The sequence below is a fragment of the Amycolatopsis xylanica genome, assembly GCF_900107045.1.
GTDB classification, from domain to species: Bacteria; Actinomycetota; Actinomycetes; order Mycobacteriales; family Pseudonocardiaceae; genus Amycolatopsis; species Amycolatopsis xylanica.
Genome location: NZ_FNON01000003.1, coordinates 623,217 through 639,934 on the forward strand (window position 1 = coordinate 623,217; position 16,718 = coordinate 639,934).

Below are 16,718 nucleotides of genomic sequence, written 5' to 3' on the forward strand. Positions count from 1 at the left end.
GAGGCCGTAGATGTCCACCGAACCCTTGAGCTCTGCCGACTTCGTGACCGCGTTGCGTGACCTTTCGCATCGCTACTGGGGCACACATCCGTTCCATCACCGCATGCACGCGGGCGAGCTGAGCGAGCACGAGCTGCGCGTGTGGGCCGCGAACCGCTGGTACTACCAGTGCATGCTGCCGCAGAAGGACGCGGCGATCATCAGCAACTGCCCGCTGCCGGAGATCCGGCGCGAGTGGCTCGACCGCATCGTCTACCACGACGGCGCGCGGGCGGGCGACGGCGGGATCGAGCGGTGGCTGCGGCTGTGCACCGCGGTCGGCCTCGACCGCGAAGAGGTGATCGACCAGCGCCACGTCGTGCCGGGCGTGCGGTTCGCGGTCGACGCCTACGTGACGTTCGCGCGGACCAAGCCGTGGGTGGAGGCGATCGCGTCCGGGCTGACCGAGATGTTCGCCGGGCACCTCATGCAGCGCCGGGTCGCCGACATGCTCGCCAACTACTCGTGGATCGCACGCGAGGACCTCGCCTACTTCACGAACCGAATCGACAAGGTTTCCGGTGAAGGCAAGGGAACGCTGGACATCGTCGTGCGCCACGCGGTCACGCGCGAGCAGCAGGAGCGCTCCATCGAGGCGCTCAAGTTCAAGACCGACGTGCTGTGGTCGATGCTCGACGCCATCGAGCGCGCGGGGGCGAAACAATGACCACCATCGGCGCGGATTCGGTGCCTCGGCTTCGCCGGGGTGTCCGGCTCACCTATGACAAGGTGCGCTCGACGCACGTTCTGCTGTTCCCCGAAGGCGTGCTGGTGCCCAATCCGACGGCCGCCGCCGTGCTCGAACTCTGTGACGGCGAAGCCACTATTTCGGTCATTACCCAGCGACTGGGTAAAAAGTATTCCGGTGTCCGGGAATCCGACGTGCTCGACGTGCTCGCCAGGCTCGGAGACAGGAGGGTCGTCGAATGGACGTGATCCCGGTTGCCGCGGAGCCACCACTCGGCATGCTCGCCGAGCTGACGCACCGCTGCCCGCTGCATTGCTCGTACTGCTCGAACCCGATCGAGCTGATCGCCCGCGAAGGCGAAATGAGCACCGAGCAGTGGAAGTCCGTCATCACCCAGGCCCGCGAGCTGGGCGTGCTGCAGGTGCACATGTCCGGCGGCGAGCCGCTGGCGAGGCCCGATCTGCCCGAGCTGGTCCAGCACGCGAGCGAACTCGGGTGCTACGTCAACCTCGTGACCTCCGGGCTCGGCCTCACCGCCGAGCGGCTCGATGACCTGATCGAGCGCGGTATGGCGCATGTCCAGCTGTCCGTGCAGGCGGCGGACGCGCAGCGCTCGGACCTGCTGGCGGGCGCGAAGGCGTTCGACCGCAAGATCGTCGCGGCGGAGCTGATCAAGAAGTCCGGGCTGCCGCTTTCGGTGAATGTGGTGCTGCACCGGCAGAACCACGATCAGCTGGCCGGCATCATCAAGCTCGCCGAGCGGATGGGCGCGGACCGCCTCGAGCTGGCCAACACCCAGTACTACGGCTGGGCGCTGAAGAACCGCGACGCGCTGATGCCGACCCCGGAGCAGCTCGCCGAGGCCGAACCGCTGGTCCGCGCGGAGACCAAGCGTCTCGCGGGCACGATGCAGATCATCTACGTGGTGGCCGACTACTACGAGCCGTACCCGAAGCCGTGCATGTACGGCTGGGGCGCGCGCCAGCTGACCGTCGCGCCCAACGGAAACGTGCTGCCGTGCCCGGCGGCGACGGCGATCGAGACGCTCGAACTGTCCAATGTGCTGCACACCTCGCTGGCCGACATCTGGTACAAATCCAGCTCCTTCAACGCTTATCGCGGCGAAGACTGGATGAGCGACACCTGCCGTAGCTGTGACCGGCGAGGCCAAGACTACGGCGGTTGCCGTTGCCAGGCGTTCCTGCTCACCGGTGACGCGGCCGCGACGGACCCCGTGTGCAGCAAGTCCCCCCAGCGCGACATCGTCGATCTGATTTTGGCGGCGCCACGCACCTCACCGGCCCTCGTGATGCGGAAGCCGACGGTGACACGGTGAGGGTGCTCCTGCTCGGCACGGCGGCGGGCGGCGGTTTCCCGCAATGGAACTGCGCCTGCGCGCTCTGCAAGTCCGGCGCGACGCCGCGGACCCAGGACTGTGTCGCGGTCAGCGCGGACGGCGTCGGCTGGTACCTCATCAACGCCTCCCCGGACATCCGCGCCCAGATCCTTGCCAACCCGGCCTTGCACGCCGGGCCGGGCCCGCGCGAGATCCCGATCCGCGGCGTCCTGCTCACCGACGCGGAACTGGACCACTCACTGGGACTGCTGATGCTGCGCGAAGCGGGCGGTCTGCCCGTGTGGGCGCCACCCGCTGTCCTGCACGCGCTGCGCGACTGTTTCCCGGTGCGCGACGTGATCGACGGCTACGGCGGCTGGGAATGGCTGCCCGCCGGTTCGTCACTGGGCAGTTTGCGGGTCAGCGTGCTCCCGGTGAGCGACAAGCGCCCCAAGTACGCGCGGTCGTCCACAGTGGAGGGACCGTGGGTGGTGGCGTACCGGATCGAGGACCCGGCGACCGGCGGCGTCTTCGTCTACGCGCCCTGCCTGAAGACCTGGCCGGACGGCTTCGACGAGTTCGTCGCCGACGCGGGCCTGGTCCTGCTCGACGGCACCTTCTACTCGCCGGGCGAGATGTCCGGCGCGACCGCGTCCGGGGTGAGCGACGACGCCCAGCACGTGATGGGCCACATCCCGATCGCGGGCGAGCACGGCAGCCTGCGCCGCATCGCCGCACACCGCGAGGCCGGCTCCACGACGCATTGGGCGTACACGCACCTCAACAACACCAACCCGGTGCTGGACCCGGGCGCCCCTGAACACTCGGCCGTCCGCCTGGCCGGCGCCGAACTCCCCCTGGACGGCACCGAATACAAGCTCTGAGGCCCTATAAAAAGCCCCCACCCTCCCGGGGGCTCCCCTGCAGCCATCATATCGCGGCCAGGTGGGGAAACCGGGGCTCAAGATCAACTTCGGGTGAGTTGTCCACATCGGGCAAGCCCTGTGGATAAGTCGACTTGAGTTGCTTCTTAAGGCTTGTTAAGCGGCGAAGACGACTACCCGCCACGCGGGGACCTCGGTCGGCCGCGCGAAACCCGAGTTTGAGCCACTCAATGGCCCAAACTCGGGTTTCGCGAAGATCAACTCCGCACTCCGACCTCCGAAGCGTCTACAAAGGACGCAGGGGGCGAGCCCGATACTCGGTTGACGGCCACGGACGACCCCGCACAGACTCAGCCGTATGCCTGGGGATGGCGCGCTGACCGCGCCGCTGCGTCATCGTGACTTCCGCCTGCTGACCACGGGGCGCACGTTCGCCGAGTTCGGGAACGCCGTCGCGCCGGTCGCGCTGGCGTTCGCCGTGCTCGACCTGACCGGGTCAGCGGTGCAGCTAGGGCTGGTCGTTGGGGCTCGGTCGCTGGCCAACGTCGTGCTCGTGCTCTTCGGCGGTGTGCTCGCCGACCGGCTACCGAGGTCGGTGATCCTGCAAGGCACCGAGACGGCCGCAGCGGTCACCCAGGCCGCCATCGCGGTGAGCGTGCTCGGCGGGTTCGCCTCGGTTCCGCTGCTGATCGGGCTCAGCGTCGCGAACGGCGCGGTGAGCGCGGTCGCGCTGCCCGCGTCTTCGTCGATCCTGCCGCAGACCGTGCCGTCGGCCTTGCTGACCCAGGCCAACGCGCTGGGGCGGATGCTCGCCAACATGGGGCGGTTCGGCGGCGCCGCGGCGGGCGGGGTGCTGGCTGCCGCGCTCGGGTCGGGCTGGGCCATCGCCGCGAACGCCGTGTTGTTCCTGGTCGCCGCGGTCGCGTATCGGGGGCTGCGGCTGGCGCGGTTCGAGCGCACCGGCCCGGCCAGGCCGCTCGCCGACCTCGCCGAGGGATGGCGTGAGTTCCGGTCGCGCGCGTGGGTGTGGATCGTCGTGCTGCAGTTCATGATCGTCAACGCCGTCGCGGCCGGCGGGCTGCTGGTGCTCGGACCGGCCATCGCCGACGACACCTTCGGGCGCGCGGGCTGGGGTTTCGTGCTCGCCGCGCAGACCGCCGGGTTCGTGCTCGGCGGGCTGGTGGTCGCGCACTGGCGGCCGCGCAGGCTGCTGGCGATCGGGGTGGCGGCGGTCCTCGTCGACGCGCTGCCGCTGACGATGCTCGCGCGGGCGCCGGGCCTGATGACCATGATCGCGGCCATGGTGGTCGCGGGCGCGGCCATCGAACTGTTCGCGGTCGCCTGGGACGTGTCACTGCAGGAGAACGTGCCGCAGGACAGGCTCGCCAGGGTGTACGCCTACGACGTGCTCGGCTCGATCATCGCGATGCCGGTCGGTGAGGTGATCGCCGGTCCGCTCGCCGAGCACTTCGGCCGCGAGCGGACCCTGCTCTGGGGTGCGGTGCTGGTCGTCGTCGCGACCCTGCTCGCGTTGTGCAGCAAGCAGGTCCGCGGGCTGCGACGGCTCACGCCAGCGCCGACTCCAGTGTCCTAGCGACGGCGAGCACGACGTCGTCCGCGTGCCGGGGGCCGACGATCTGCAGGCCGACCGGCAGCCCGGCCCCGGTGACGCCGACCGGGATGCTGATCGCGGGCTGCTGGGTCATGTTGAACGGGTAGGTGAACGGGGTCCACTGCGGCCACCCGGTGAGCGCGCTGCCCGGCGGGATGTCGTGGCCCGCCTCGAAGGCCGGGATCGGCACGGTCGGCGTGACCAGCACGTCGAAGCGGCTGTGGAACTCGCCCATCAGGATGCCGAGCGCAGCGCGGATCGCGGTCGCCTCCAGGTAGTCGGCGGCGGAATGGGTCAGGCCCTTGCGCCACATGCCGAGCAGTCCCGGGTCGACGAGCACGTCCGAACCGGCGGGGAACGTCTCGAGCCATTGCGCCGCCCCCGTCGACCACAGCACCTCGAACGCGTCGAGCGGGTCGGTGAAGCCGGGATCGGATCGGGTGACGTTAAGCCCGAGCTTTTCCAGCACCGCCACGGCCTCCGCGACGATCGCGGCGACCTCGGGGTCGACGTTGACGTACCCGAGATCCGGTGAGAACGCGACGCGCAAGCCGGTCACGTCGCGCTCCGAGGCGTCGAGGTAAATGCCTTGGTACGGCGGGAGCGCGGCCGGGTCGCGGTGGTCCGGGCGCGAGAGGATGTCGAGCATCAGCGCGGTGTCGGCGACCGAGAGCGTCATCGGGCCGGCGTGCGAGAGCGGGCCGAACGGGCTCGCCGGGAAGAGCGGGATCCGCCCGTGCGTCGGCTTGAAGCCGACGATTCCGCAGAACGAGGCCGGGATCCGCACCGAGCCGCCGCCATCGGTGCCGACCGAGAGCACCCCCATGCCCGCCGCCACCGCGGCCGCGCTGCCCCCGCTCGAACCGCCGGTGGTCTTCGACGGGTCCACCGGGTTGCGGGTGATGCCGGTCAACGGGCTGTCCGTGACGGCCTTCCACGCCAGCTCCGGCGTGGTCGTCTTGCCGAGCAGCACCGCGCCGCTTTCGCGCAGGCGCGCGGTGACCGGGCTGTCGACGTCCCACGGCAGGTTCGGGTCGATGCATTTCGAACCACGCAGCGTCGGCCAGCCCTCGGTGAGGAACATGTCCTTGATCGAGGTGGGCACCCCGTCGAGCGGGCTGAGCGGACCACCTTCACGCCAGCGGGTTTCGGACGCTTTCGCCTGCCGCAGCGCCGATTCCGCGTCGACGAGGCAGTAGGCGTTGAGCTCGCCGTCCTTGGCCTTGATCGCGTCGAGCGCGTCCTGGGTGGCCTCCACAGGCGAGGACTCGCCGCTCGCGTAGGCCTTGATCAGCTCTGTCGCGGTGGTGCTCATACGGCTCCCGGTACGTAGCCCAGCTTCTTGTCGACGACGTTCAGCAGCGGTTCCCCGGCCAGCCAGCGCCGGAAGTTCTCGGCGAACACCTCGCCCAGCGTGTCCCGCCAGCCGAGGTAGTCACCGGACATGTGCGGGGACACCAGCACGTTCTCCATGGTCCACAACGGATTCTCGGGCGGCAGCGGCTCGGTCTCGAACACGTCGAGCGCGGCGCCCGCGATCCGCTCGGTCTTCAGCGCGGTGATCAGGTCGGCGGTGACCACCAGCTCGCCGCGGCCGACGTTGATGAACCGCGCCGACGGCTTCATCGCGGCGAACGCCCGCGCGTCGAACAGCCCCTTGGTCTTCTCGGTCAGCGGCGCGACCGCCACGACGTAGTCCGCCCACGGCAAATGCCGCGGCAGCTCGCCGGAGGCGTGCACGGTGCCGAAATCCGGGTCGCCGGTCCTCGCCCGGCGCCCCGCGCCCGTCACCCGCATCCCCGCCGCGCGCAGCAGGCGCGCGATGGCCCGCCCGATCGGCCCGGTGCCGACGACCAGCACGTCCTTGCCCGCGATCCGCTCGCTTTCCCTGTGTTGCCAACGGGATTCCCGCTGCAGGTCGAGCGAGCGCGCGAAGTCCTTGGCGAAGGTGAGCACCACACCCAGCACGTACTCGGCGATCGCATCGTCGAACACGCCCCGCGAGTTGGTGAGCACGACGTCGCTTTCGCGCAACGCCGGGAAGAGCACCGGGTCGACCCCGGCGCTGGCGATGTGCAGCCAGCGCACCCGGTCGGCCGCGTGCCAGGCACCCGGCACAGCGGTGGACAGGAAGTCGTAGACGAACAACGCGTCCGCGCCCCGCAAGGCCTCGGCCAGGCCCGCCTCGCCGGTATACCGCACCTCGGCGGCCGCCTCGACGTCCCGCATCCCGGGCGGCTTGAGATCACCACACAGTACGGTCAGGGTCGTCACGGGCCCCACGGTAGGAGTGGGCTCGTATGATTGTCAACAATCCTCCCGCGACCCGCGCGAGTCGTCTTGACGGGTCCGCCTAGGATTGTCGACAATCTGCGGTCGCTGGAACACGGAGGTCAGGTAGTGCCCACGATCGGCTTCATCCACCCCGGCACGCTGGCCGAGGAGGACTACCTGCTCGCCGAGCAGCTGCTCGGCGACGACGTCAAGCTGTCGCCCGAGCGGTTCTCCGGCACCGACCCGCACACCGCGCCCGACCTCTTCGCAGGCTCGTCGCCGGACGCCGTGGTCTGGGCGTGCACCCGGAGCAGTTTCGCGGGCGGCTGGGAAACCGCCCAGGACCGGCTGGCGAAACTCACCGCCTCGGTGGGTGTCCCCGTTTCGAGTACCTCCTTCGCATTCACCGACGCCGCACGCGTGCTCGGCCTGCGCCGGGTCGCGGTGGCGTCGCGGTATCCGGCCGAGGTCGCGGCGGAGTTCGCCGCGTTTCTCGGCATGGCGGGCCTGGACGTCATCGGCGCGCCCGGCGCGGGCACCACCGACGACGCCGTCGCGCTCGCGCTCGGCGCCGACCACCCGGCCGCGCAGGCCGTGCTGGTGCCCGACACCACGCTGCGCACGCTGGCCGCGGTCAACGAGATCGAGGAGCGCACCGGGAAGCCGGTGCTCACCGCGAACCAGGTGACCATCTGGGCCGGGCTCCGTCTCATCGGCGAGCGGCGGCTCGCCCGCTCGCTCGGCGCGCTGTTCCGTCAGAGAGGAGCCTGAGCCGATGGCGTTGACCAATATCGAGCCGGTCAGCCGCGAGTCGACCGCGGGCATCATCGCCCGCCAGCTGCGCGCCGCGATCATGAGCGGCGCGCTGGCGCCGGGCACCCAGCTCGGTGAGAGCGAGCTCGCCGCCCGGTTCCAGGTGTCACGCGGCCCGCTGCGCGAAGCCATGCAGCGCCTCGTTTCCGAAGGGCTGCTGCGCAGCGAACGCCACCGCGGGCTGTTCGTGATCGACCTCGAACCCAGCGACGTGCTCGACATCTACACCGCGCGCACCGCCATCGAACGCGCCGCCGTGCTTCTCATCCTGCGCGGCGACATCGCGGCGGCCGCCGACCGTCTCGACGCGACCGTGCGCGAGATGGCCAGCGCCGCGCACGACGACGACCCGGCCGCGCTGTCCACGGCGGACCTGCGGTTCCACGAGGCGCTGATCGAGGCCTCCGGCAGCAAACGCCTGGTGCGCATGGCCAGCACGCTGCTCATCGAGACCCGGATGTGCCTCACCGCGCTGCAGGACACCTACAACGACGTCGAAGAACGCGTCGGCGAGCACACCCAGATCATCGAAGCGCTGCGTGCCGGCGACGAGCGTGCCGTGCTGGCGCTGCTCGACGCCCACATGGAGGACGCCGTGCGGCGCCTGGCACCCGGCTCCAGCCTGCACCACTGAGGCACCGTCAAGCACCACCGAGGCAGCTCTGAGGAAGCACTGAGGCGCGCTAGTCAGCTCGCATGCCCAGCACCGGCTGCCCTCCTCTCCCACCGCGGAACGCGGGGTTCCACGGCCAGCGCCCGCGCTCGTCGGCGTGCACGATCTGCAGCGCGCGCAGCTCGTGCTCGTAGAACTCCCACGCCTTGAACAGATGCGCCGACGGCTGCTCCAGCTCGACGAACTCGATCAGCGGCCCGTCACGCAGCCGCACTTGCTCTCCCGGTCTCGACGGCTCCGCGTGCACGAAATGCGCGGCGACCGAGTTGAGCAGCAGGACCGACTGCGGCGCGTCCATCCCGGTGACGACCAGCTCGGGCCGCCCCAGCTCGGTGAGCCCGACGGTGTAGGCCCACGGCGGGTAGAGGCGGTCGCCGTCGATACCGACCACGACCCAGCCGTTGTCCTTGATCTGTTCGCGCAGGAACCGTTCGTGGTCCTCGCGGGCGTCCGGATGATCGCAATGGCGGCACATGATGTCTCCCTCCGATGGAGCGGCTTAGTACACTGACCACTATGCACCGGAGCACCGACAAAACTGGATCGTCGCAGTTCAGAGGCTCTGTCAGGCGGCTAGACAGGCTGATGCCGCGCAGGCGGGCAGGGGCGATCGAGCGCCTAGGGGCGTCAACGCGCGCCAGCCGGGCGAAGGGCTCGTGGGCGCTTGCGAGAGTGGCCGAGACGCTCCACCCGGCCTGTATGAAGGCAAGCCTCCGGGGCACGCGGCGACCTGGGGTCGTGAGTGTTTTGGCCGGTTAGAACCGGCGATACCACTCACGACCCCCAGGTCTTGGTCGCGGGATAAAGCCCGCTTTATCCCGGGCTCGAGGGTGAGCGGGCGGGGGTCGTGAGCGTTGCGGGCGGTTCTAACCGTCCGCAACGCTCACGACCCCAGCCACGGAGTGCCTCGCCGCGTGGACTCCCGCCGCGCGTGTGTGGGACACGGGGTATCTGAGCGTTCGACACGAGGTGCGCGAGTGCGGGTCGCGGGGTGCGCGGGTGTGGGACACGGGGTGCGCGAGGGGTGCCGCGCTTGGGGGTGTCGCGGGGCGGGGTGGGGGTCGTGAGTGTTTTGGCCGGTTAGAACCGGCCGGAACACTCACGACCCCGGCGTCTAGGTGAGGCAGTCGGCGATGGCCGAGCCCAGCTCGGAGGTCGTCGCGGTCCCGCCGAGGTCGGGCGTGAGCACGGCGCCGTCGGACAGCACCTTCTCGACCGCCGCCTCGACCGAGGCCGCGGCGGCCGTTTCGCCCAGGTGTGACAGGAGCATCGCGCCCGCGAGGATCTGGGCGACCGGGTTCGCGATGCCCTGGCCCGCGATGTCCGGGGCCGATCCGTGCACCGCCTCGAACATCGACGGGTGCGAGCCGGACGGGTTGATGTTGCCAGAGGGGGCCATCCCGAGCCCGCCGGTGACGGCGGCCGCGAGGTCGCTCAGTATGTCGCCGAACAGGTTCGACGCCACGATCACGTCGAGCCGGTCCGGCGCCTGGACCATCCTGGCGGCGAGCGCGTCGATATGGCATTGCTCCGCGACGACGTCCGGGTACTCGACGGCGATGGCCGCGAAGATCTCGTCCCAGAACGGCATCGAGTGGATCAGCCCGTTCGACTTCGTCGCCGAACACAGCCTGCCCGCGCGCGTGCGGGCCAGCTCGAACGCGTACCGGATGATCCGCTCGACACCGACGCGCGTGAACACCGACTCCTGCAGCACGAATTCGCCCGGCTCGCCAGCCCCGTGCCGCCCGCCGAGCGTCGAATACTCGCCCTCGGAGTTCTCGCGGACGATGACCATCTCCAGCTCCGGCGCCGACCGCCCGGCCAGCACCGAAGACGTCCCCGGCAGCAGCCGCACCGGGCGCAGGTTGACGTACTGCGAGAACGCGCGCCGGACCGGGATCAGCAAGCCCCACAACGAAATGTGGTCGGGGACGCCAGGGAAACCCACCGCTCCCAGCAGGATGCCGTCGAACGAGGACAACGCCGCGAGCCCGTCGTCCGGCATCATCGAGCCGGTCGACAGGTAGCGCTCGCAGCTCCAGTCGAACTCCGTCCACTCCAGACCGAACCCCGACGCCGCGCGGTCCAGCACCTTGCGGGCCTCGAGCGTCACGTCGACGCCGATGCCGTCGCCGGGGATGCTCGCGATCCGGTAAACCTTCATAGGCTCACCGCGATGTACTTGATCTCCAGGAACTCTTCGATCCCCACGGAACCGCCTTCGCGGCCGAGACCGGACGCCTTGATCCCGCCGAACGGGGCCGCCGGGTTCGACACGATGCCCTGGTTGAGCCCGATCATGCCGGCCTCGAGCCGTTCCGCGACACGCAGAGCGCGCTTCACGTCGCTCGTGTACAGGTACGAGACGAGCCCGAACTCGGTGTCGTTGGCCGCGGCGACGACCTCGTCCTCGGTGTCGAACGTCAGGATCGGCGCGACCGGGCCGAAGATCTCCTCGCGCGTCAACCTGGCGTCGACGGGGACATCGGTGAGCACGGTCGGCTGGTAGAAGTTGCCCGGTCCGTCCACTGTGGAGCCTCCGGTGCGCACGCGCGCGCCGCGGGAGACCGCGTCCTGCACCAGCTCGGTCACCTTCGAGACGGCGGCCTCGTCGATGAGCGGCCCGACCACCACGCCGTCCTCGGTGCCGCGGCCGATCGGCAGCGCGGCCATGCGCTCGGTAAGCCGCTGAGAGAACTCCTCCACCAGCCCACGCTGCACGTAGATGCGGTTGGCGGCCGTGCACGCCTCGCCGATGTTGCGCATCTTGGCCTGCATCGCGCCTTCGATGGCCGCGTCGAGGTCGGCGTCCTCGAAGACCACGAACGGCGCGTTGCCGCCGAGCTCCATCGAGGTGCGCAACACCTTGTCGGCGCACTGTTCCAGCAGCTTGCGGCCGACCGCGGTCGAGCCGGTGAACGACAGCTTGCGGGCACGCCCGTCACGGATCAGCGGCTCCATCACGCCGCCGGAGTCCGAGGTGGTGAGCACGTTGAGCACGCCTTCCGGCAACCCTGCCTCGGCCATGATCCCGGCCAGCGCCAGCATCGACAGCGGGGTCTGCGCGGCGGGCTTGATCACCATCGTGCAGCCTGCCGCAACGGCGGGCCCGATCTTGCGGGTGCCCATGGCCATCGGGAAGTTCCACGGCGTGATCAGCAGCGCGGGCCCGACCGGCTGGCGGGTGACCAGGAACCGGCCGGTCCCGTTCGGCGCGACCGCGTAGTCGCCGTGCACGCGCACGGCCTCTTCGGCGAACCAGCGGAAGAACTCGGCGGCGTAGGTGATCTCGCCGCGTGACTCGGCGAGCGGCTTGCCCATCTCCAGCGTCATGAGCAGCGCGAGTTCCTCGTTGCGCTCGGTCAGCAGCTGATACGCCCGCCGCAGGATCTCCCCGCGCTCGCGCGGCGCGACGGCCGCCCAGCTCGCCTGCGCGGCGACGGCGGCGTCCAGCGCGGCGACGCCGTCCGCCGGGGAGGCGTCCGCGACTTCGCAGAGCACGTCGCCGGTCGACGGATCGTGGACGGGCAGCGTCCTGCCGCCCGAAGCCGGAACCCATTTCCCGCCGATGAACAGGTCCTTCTCGACGGCGTTGACTACGCCGGATTCGCTGACCATCTCAGATCGCTCCTCTTTTGCCGTGGGCCACCAGCCATGCTATGGATATTGTCAACAATCGACAACCCGCAAGCGGACCTAAGGAGCCACGCTGCCATGGCCCAGCTATCCCCGCTTCTCAAGCAGGCCACGCCCGTCGTCGTCGACCACGGTGAAGGCGTGTACCTCTACGACGTCGACGGTAAACGCCACCTCGACTTCACCGCCGGGATCGGCGTGACCAGCACCGGCCACTGCCATCCCCGTGTCGTCGAAGCGGCCCGCGAGCAGGTCGGGAAGCTCATCCACGGCCAGTACACGACCGTCATGCACAAGCCGCTGCTCGAACTCACCGAGAAGCTCGGCGACGTGCTCCCGCCCGGGCTCGACTCCCTGTTCTTCTCGAACTCGGGCAGCGAGGCGGTCGAAGCCGCGCTGCGGCTGAGCAGGCAGGCGACCGGCAGGCCGAACATCATCGTGTTCCAGGGCGGATTCCACGGCCGCACGGTCGCGGCGGCGACGATGACCACCTCCGGCACCCGGTTCAGCGCGGGCTTCTCGCCGCTGATGGCCGGCGTGCACGTCGCGCCGTTCCCCTACGCCTTCCACTACGGCTGGGACGAGGAGACGGCGACGAAGTTCGCGCTCAGGGAGCTGGACTATCTCTTCGCGACGGTCAGCTCGCCCGCCGAGACCGCGGCCTTCTTCGTCGAGCCGATCCTCGGCGAGGGCGGCTACGTCCCGGCGAACACCGCCTTCCTGCGAGGACTTCGCGAGCGCGCGGACCGCCACGGGATCGTGCTGGTGCTCGACGAGGTCCAGGCCGGATTCGGCCGCACCGGCAAGTTCTGGGGTCACGACCACTTCGACGTCCGGCCCGACGTCGTGCTCATCGCGAAGGGCCTCGCGAGCGGCTTCCCACTCTCGGGCATCGCGGCTTCTCAAGAACTCATGTCCAAAGCATGGCCCGGCTCGCAGGGCGGAACCTACGGCGGCAACGCGGTTTCCTGCGCCGCCGCGATCGCCACGCTCGACGTGATCCGTGACGAGGGCCTGGTCGAGAACGCCGCCGAACGCGGCCGCCAGCTGCTCGAAGGCGCGCGCCTGATCGCGGGCAAGACGACCGGCATCGGCGATGTGCGCGGACTCGGCCTGCTGGTCGGCTCGGAATTCGTGACCGCCGACGGCGAGCCGGACACCGCGGCGGCCGCCGCCGCGCAGAAGGCGGCCGGTGAGCGCGGCTTGTTGCTGCTGACGTGCGGCGCGTACTCGAACGTGGTGCGCATGATCCCGCCGCTCATCGTCACGGCCGAGCAGATCGACGAAGCACTCAAGATTTGGGCCGACGCCGTGTGACCAAAACGTGAAACTTATTCCGAAACCCGCACTCGCCCGGCCCGGCCGCACCCGATAACGTCCGGTGTCATCCACCAGGTTGGGAGAGTGCGCATGGACGCGGACGTGATCGTGGTAGGTGCCGGACTGGCCGGATTGGTCGCGGCGACCACATTGGCCGACGCGGGCAAGCGCGTGATCGTCGTGGAACAGGAGCCCGCCGCCTCGCTCGGCGGGCAGTCGTTCTGGTCGCTCGGCGGGCTCTTCCTGGTCGACAGCCCCGAGCAGCGCAGGCTGGGCGTCAAGGACTCCTTCGACCTGGCCTGGGAGGACTGGCAGGACGCCGCCGGTTTCGACCGCGAAGAGGACAACTGGCCTCGTAAGTGGGCTCGCGCTTACGTCGAGTTCGCGGCCGGAGAGAAGCGCTCCTGGCTTTACGAAAAAGGCGTGCGGTTCTTCCCGTTCATCGGCTGGGCCGAGCGCGGATTCAACTCCGTGCCCCGCTTCCACATCACCTGGGGCACCGGCCCCGGCGTGCTGGAACCGTTCGCCGACAAGGCCAAGGCGTCGAGCAACATCGACCTGCGCTTCCGCCACCGAGTCGACGAGCTGACTGTCACCGATGGCGCGGTCGACGGCATCCGCGGCGCCGTGCTGGAGCCGAGCCAGGTCGGTCGCGGCGAGGAGAGCACGCGCGTGGTGACCGGCGAGTTCGAGCTCAAGGCGCGGGCCGTGATCGTCGCATCCGGCGGCATCGGCGCGAACCACGAGCTGATCCGCAAGAACTGGCCGGAGCGGCTCGGTTCGGCGCCGAAGAAGATGCTCACCGGCGTGCCCGCGCACGTCGACGGCCGGATGCTCGCGATCAGCGAGACGGCGGGCGCGAACCTGATCAACCGCGACCGGATGTGGCACTACGTCGAGGGCGTCGCCAACCACGACCCGATCTGGCCAGGCCATGGCATCCGCATCCTGCCCGGCCCGTCCTCGCTGTGGCTGGACGCGCTCGGCAACCGCCTGCCGACCCCGCTCTACCCCGGGTTCGACACCATGGGCACGCTCGAGCATCTGCGCAAGACCGGCCACGACCACTCGTGGTTCATCCTCACGCAGAAGATCATCGAGAAGGAGTTCGCGCTCTCCGGTTCCGAGCAGAACCCGGACTTCACCGGCAAGGACGTCAAGCTGACGCTCAAGCGCGCGCTGCCGGGCCCGACCGCGCCGGTCGCCGCGTTCATGGAGCGCGGCGAGGACTTCGTGGTCTCGCGCGACCTCGACGAGCTCATCGCCGGGATGAACCGGCTCACCGACGAGCCGCTGCTCGACCCGGCGAAGATCCGCGAGCAGGTGATCTCCCGTGACCGCCAGCTGGCCAACGAGTTCGGCAAGGACCTGCAGCTCACCGCTATCCGCGGCGCGCGGAAGTTCTTGGGCGACAAGCTGATCCGCGTGGCGCCGCCACACCGGCTGCTCGACCCGAAGGCCGGTCCGCTCATCGCCGTGCGGCTCAACGTGATCAGCCGCAAGACGCTCGGCGGGCTGGAGACGAACCTGTCCAGCCAGGTGCTGCGCGCGGACGGCGAGCCGTTGCCCGGCCTCTACGCGGTCGGCGAGGCGGCGGGCTTCGGCGGCGGTGGCGTGCACGGGTACCGCGCGCTCGAAGGCACCTTCCTCGGCGGCTGCCTGTTCTCGGGCAAGCAGGCCGGCGAAGCGCTCGCGAAGTCGCTGTGACCCCGTTCCGCTTCGCGACACAGGCCAGGACGGCGGCGGACGCCAGGCAGTGGCGTGAGAAAGCGCGCAAAGCGGAGGACCTGGGCTACTCGTCGCTCCTGGTCCCCGACCATTTGAACGACCACTGGGCGCCGCTGGTCTCGCTGACGATCGCCGCGGAGGCGACCAGCACGCTCAAGGTCGGCTCGCTGATGTTCAACAACGACTACCGGCACCCGCTGCAGCTCGCGCGGGAGATCGCGGTGCTGGAGAACGCCTCCGGGGGCCGCGTCGAGTTCGGCATCGGCGCGGGCTGGAAGGACGAGGACTTCACCCACCTCGGGCTGCCGTTCGACGCGCCGGGCGTCCGGATCGGGCGGCTGGCCGAAAGCGTCCGGATCCTCAAGCAGTTCTGGGCGGACGGCGAGGTCGACTTCGCCGGGGAGCACTACACCGTGCGTGCCGCGCCGGGGCGGCCGTACGCGAAGGTCCCGCTGATGCTCGGCGGCGGTGGCCGCCGGATGCTGACGCTCGCGGCCCGCGAGGCGGACATCGTCGGCTTCAACGCGACCGCCGCGTCCGGCACGGTCGACGCGGACATGATCCGCTCGATGACGGCCGCGGCCTATGCCGAGCGTGTCGGCTGGGTCCGTGAAGCCGCAGGTGAGCGGTTCGCGGAGCTGGAACTGCAGTGCCTCACGCCGATCTGCCAGCTGGTGCCCGACCGGGCGGAGACCATCGAGAACATCGCGAAGTACTCGGCGCTCACGCCGGACGAGATCGCGGAGTCGCCCGCGTTCCTGATCGGCTCGGCCGAGGAAATTGGCGCGGATCTGGAAGAACGAAGGGAGAAGTTCGGTTTCTCCTACTGGGTGCTGCCCGAAGCGGAGATGGAGCGGTTCGCGCCGATCGTCGAACGGCTCACAGGGCGCTGAGCAAACCGGCGGGCCGGATCCCCGAGAGGATCCGGCACCCCGGCTTACCCCCAGTAGAGGCGATGGACTGTCAGTCCAGTACCCCTGGAACGAGACACTATGGCAGTTCCCCGCCGCCGTCACGAGTGCGCGAAAGATCCACCCGATCGGCCCAATGGTCATCGCCGGGACGGGCCCCGGATCCGGGCCCGCCTTCTATACTCGGCTCATGCATGGGGGCACCGACGATGGTGACGTCGCGACCGACGCCATCCTCGCGCTGGCGGGCAAACCTCCCGAAGAACTCACCTTCGGCGAGCGGCTCAACCTGCTCTGGGCCGCCGTGAGACCCCGCCGCGACGAAGACCCGCAGGCCTGGAACAAGGTCGAGGTCGCGAAGAAGAACGGCAAATCGGCCGACGTCGACGCGCAGGGCCGCCCGCAATACACGAACACCTGGGTCGCGCAACAGCTGGCCGAGCAGTTCGGCGTCAGCATCACGCCCAGCTACCTCGGCAAGCTCCGGCACTCGGACAAGATCAACCCCGGCCTGCCGGTGCTGACCGCGCTGGCCCAGTTCTTCAACGTCGACACCAGCTTCCTGCTGCCGGTCACCACCAAGTCCGACCTGGCGAAGGTCGCCGGGGTCAAGGAGAACCTGCTCACCTGGATCACCAGCGCCCGCCCGGTCGGCGCGGGCGGCCAGGGCGGCATCGCCATCGAGCTGCGCATTCCCGGCGCCACCACGCCGGACGAGGCCCAGCGCCAGGTCGCACTCGCGCTCGCCCAGTGGCTGGAAGACCAGCGGAACGACCGGTCATGAAGCGGCGACGGTGGCTG

Annotated in this window: 16 protein-coding genes; 11 read left to right on the forward strand and 5 right to left on the reverse strand. The window is 69.7% G+C overall.

All coding sequences use genetic code 11. The features are described 5' to 3' along the window. Positions 1 to 10 precede the first annotated feature (10 nt). The 5 genes from pqqC to BLV57_RS16585 all read left to right on the forward strand — a co-directional run bounded on the left by pqqC (position 11) and on the right by BLV57_RS16585 (position 4,541). Positions 11 to 706, forward strand: coding sequence for a pyrroloquinoline-quinone synthase PqqC (pqqC, locus tag BLV57_RS16565; protein WP_091289630.1), 696 nt, complete (start codon positions 11 to 13; stop codon positions 704 to 706). Then, on the forward strand, positions 703 to 975 hold the full coding sequence (gene pqqD, locus BLV57_RS16570) for a pyrroloquinoline quinone biosynthesis peptide chaperone PqqD (RefSeq protein WP_091289631.1): 273 nt from the start codon (positions 703 to 705) through the stop codon (positions 973 to 975). Before pqqC ends, pqqD begins: the two co-directional genes overlap by 4 nt. Beyond that, positions 966 to 2,063 carry a pyrroloquinoline quinone biosynthesis protein PqqE gene (gene pqqE, locus BLV57_RS16575; protein ID WP_091289632.1) on the forward strand — a complete coding sequence of 366 codons (1,098 nt, stop codon included), beginning with the start codon at positions 966 to 968 and terminating at the stop codon, positions 2,061 to 2,063. The genes pqqD and pqqE overlap by 10 nt, the downstream gene beginning before the upstream one ends. Then, on the forward strand, positions 2,060 to 2,947 hold the full coding sequence (pqqB, locus tag BLV57_RS16580) for a pyrroloquinoline quinone biosynthesis protein PqqB (RefSeq protein WP_091289633.1): 888 nt from the start codon (positions 2,060 to 2,062) through the stop codon (positions 2,945 to 2,947). Before pqqE ends, pqqB begins: the two co-directional genes overlap by 4 nt. A 358-nt stretch (positions 2,948 to 3,305) precedes the next feature. Continuing rightward, positions 3,306 to 4,541, forward strand: a complete 1,236-nt coding sequence (locus BLV57_RS16585) for an MFS transporter (RefSeq protein WP_091289634.1) — start codon at positions 3,306 to 3,308, stop codon at positions 4,539 to 4,541. Here BLV57_RS16585 and BLV57_RS16590 read toward each other — a convergent pair. Both BLV57_RS16590 and BLV57_RS16595 read right to left on the reverse strand, forming a co-directional pair. Then, on the reverse strand, positions 4,513 to 5,874 hold the full coding sequence (locus BLV57_RS16590) for an amidase (RefSeq protein WP_091289635.1): 1,362 nt from the start codon (positions 5,872 to 5,874) through the stop codon (positions 4,513 to 4,515). The genes BLV57_RS16585 and BLV57_RS16590 overlap by 29 nt on opposite strands. Further along, positions 5,871 to 6,788: a D-2-hydroxyacid dehydrogenase gene (locus tag BLV57_RS16595; RefSeq protein WP_091290424.1), complete on the reverse strand. Its 918-nt coding sequence runs from the start codon at positions 6,786 to 6,788 to the stop codon at positions 5,871 to 5,873. The genes BLV57_RS16590 and BLV57_RS16595 overlap by 4 nt, the downstream gene beginning before the upstream one ends. A gap of 171 nt (positions 6,789 to 6,959) precedes the next feature. On the opposite strand from BLV57_RS16595, the gene BLV57_RS16600 reads away from it, so the two are divergent. Both BLV57_RS16600 and BLV57_RS16605 read left to right on the forward strand, forming a co-directional pair. Continuing rightward, positions 6,960 to 7,604, forward strand: coding sequence for a maleate cis-trans isomerase family protein (locus BLV57_RS16600; protein WP_091289636.1), 645 nt, complete (start codon positions 6,960 to 6,962; stop codon positions 7,602 to 7,604). Between the two features lie 4 nt (positions 7,605 to 7,608). Continuing rightward, positions 7,609 to 8,280 carry a GntR family transcriptional regulator gene (locus BLV57_RS16605; protein WP_091289637.1) on the forward strand — a complete coding sequence of 224 codons (672 nt, stop codon included), beginning with the start codon at positions 7,609 to 7,611 and terminating at the stop codon, positions 8,278 to 8,280. A 49-nt stretch (positions 8,281 to 8,329) separates the two neighbouring features. Here BLV57_RS16605 and BLV57_RS16610 read toward each other — a convergent pair whose 3' ends face one another. The 3 genes from BLV57_RS16610 to BLV57_RS16620 form a co-directional block, all read right to left on the reverse strand. Then, the gene (locus tag BLV57_RS16610) at positions 8,330 to 8,794 is read right to left on the reverse strand and encodes a DUF4262 domain-containing protein (protein WP_091289638.1); all 465 of its coding nucleotides are present in this window, start codon (positions 8,792 to 8,794) and stop codon (positions 8,330 to 8,332) included. 639 nt (positions 8,795 to 9,433) lie between these two features. Further along, positions 9,434 to 10,486 carry a tartrate dehydrogenase gene (locus tag BLV57_RS16615; RefSeq protein ID WP_091289639.1) on the reverse strand — a complete coding sequence of 351 codons (1,053 nt, stop codon included), beginning with the start codon at positions 10,484 to 10,486 and terminating at the stop codon, positions 9,434 to 9,436. After that, a complete protein-coding gene (locus BLV57_RS16620; RefSeq protein WP_091289640.1) occupies positions 10,483 to 11,940 on the reverse strand; it encodes an NAD-dependent succinate-semialdehyde dehydrogenase in 1,458 nt (485 codons plus the stop codon). The genes BLV57_RS16615 and BLV57_RS16620 overlap by 4 nt, the downstream gene beginning before the upstream one ends. 96 nt (positions 11,941 to 12,036) lie before the next feature. Between BLV57_RS16620 and BLV57_RS16625 the strand changes: the two genes are divergently transcribed. From BLV57_RS16625 to BLV57_RS16640, 4 genes are all read left to right on the forward strand, one after another. Continuing rightward, complete coding sequence (locus tag BLV57_RS16625; protein ID WP_091289641.1) at positions 12,037 to 13,275, forward strand: aspartate aminotransferase family protein; 1,239 nt, start codon at positions 12,037 to 12,039, stop codon at positions 13,273 to 13,275. 93 nt (positions 13,276 to 13,368) lie between these two features. Next, positions 13,369 to 14,985, forward strand: coding sequence for an FAD-binding dehydrogenase (locus BLV57_RS16630; RefSeq protein WP_091289642.1), 1,617 nt, complete (start codon positions 13,369 to 13,371; stop codon positions 14,983 to 14,985). Further along, the gene (locus BLV57_RS16635; RefSeq protein ID WP_176968648.1) at positions 14,982 to 15,899 is read left to right on the forward strand and encodes a TIGR03621 family F420-dependent LLM class oxidoreductase; all 918 of its coding nucleotides are present in this window, start codon (positions 14,982 to 14,984) and stop codon (positions 15,897 to 15,899) included. The genes BLV57_RS16630 and BLV57_RS16635 overlap by 4 nt, the downstream gene beginning before the upstream one ends. Positions 15,900 to 16,107: 208 nt before the next feature. Next, entirely contained in the window at positions 16,108 to 16,701 is a 594-nt protein-coding gene (locus BLV57_RS16640; protein WP_091289644.1) for a helix-turn-helix domain-containing protein, read from the forward strand. Positions 16,702 to 16,718: the final 17 nt, after the last annotated feature.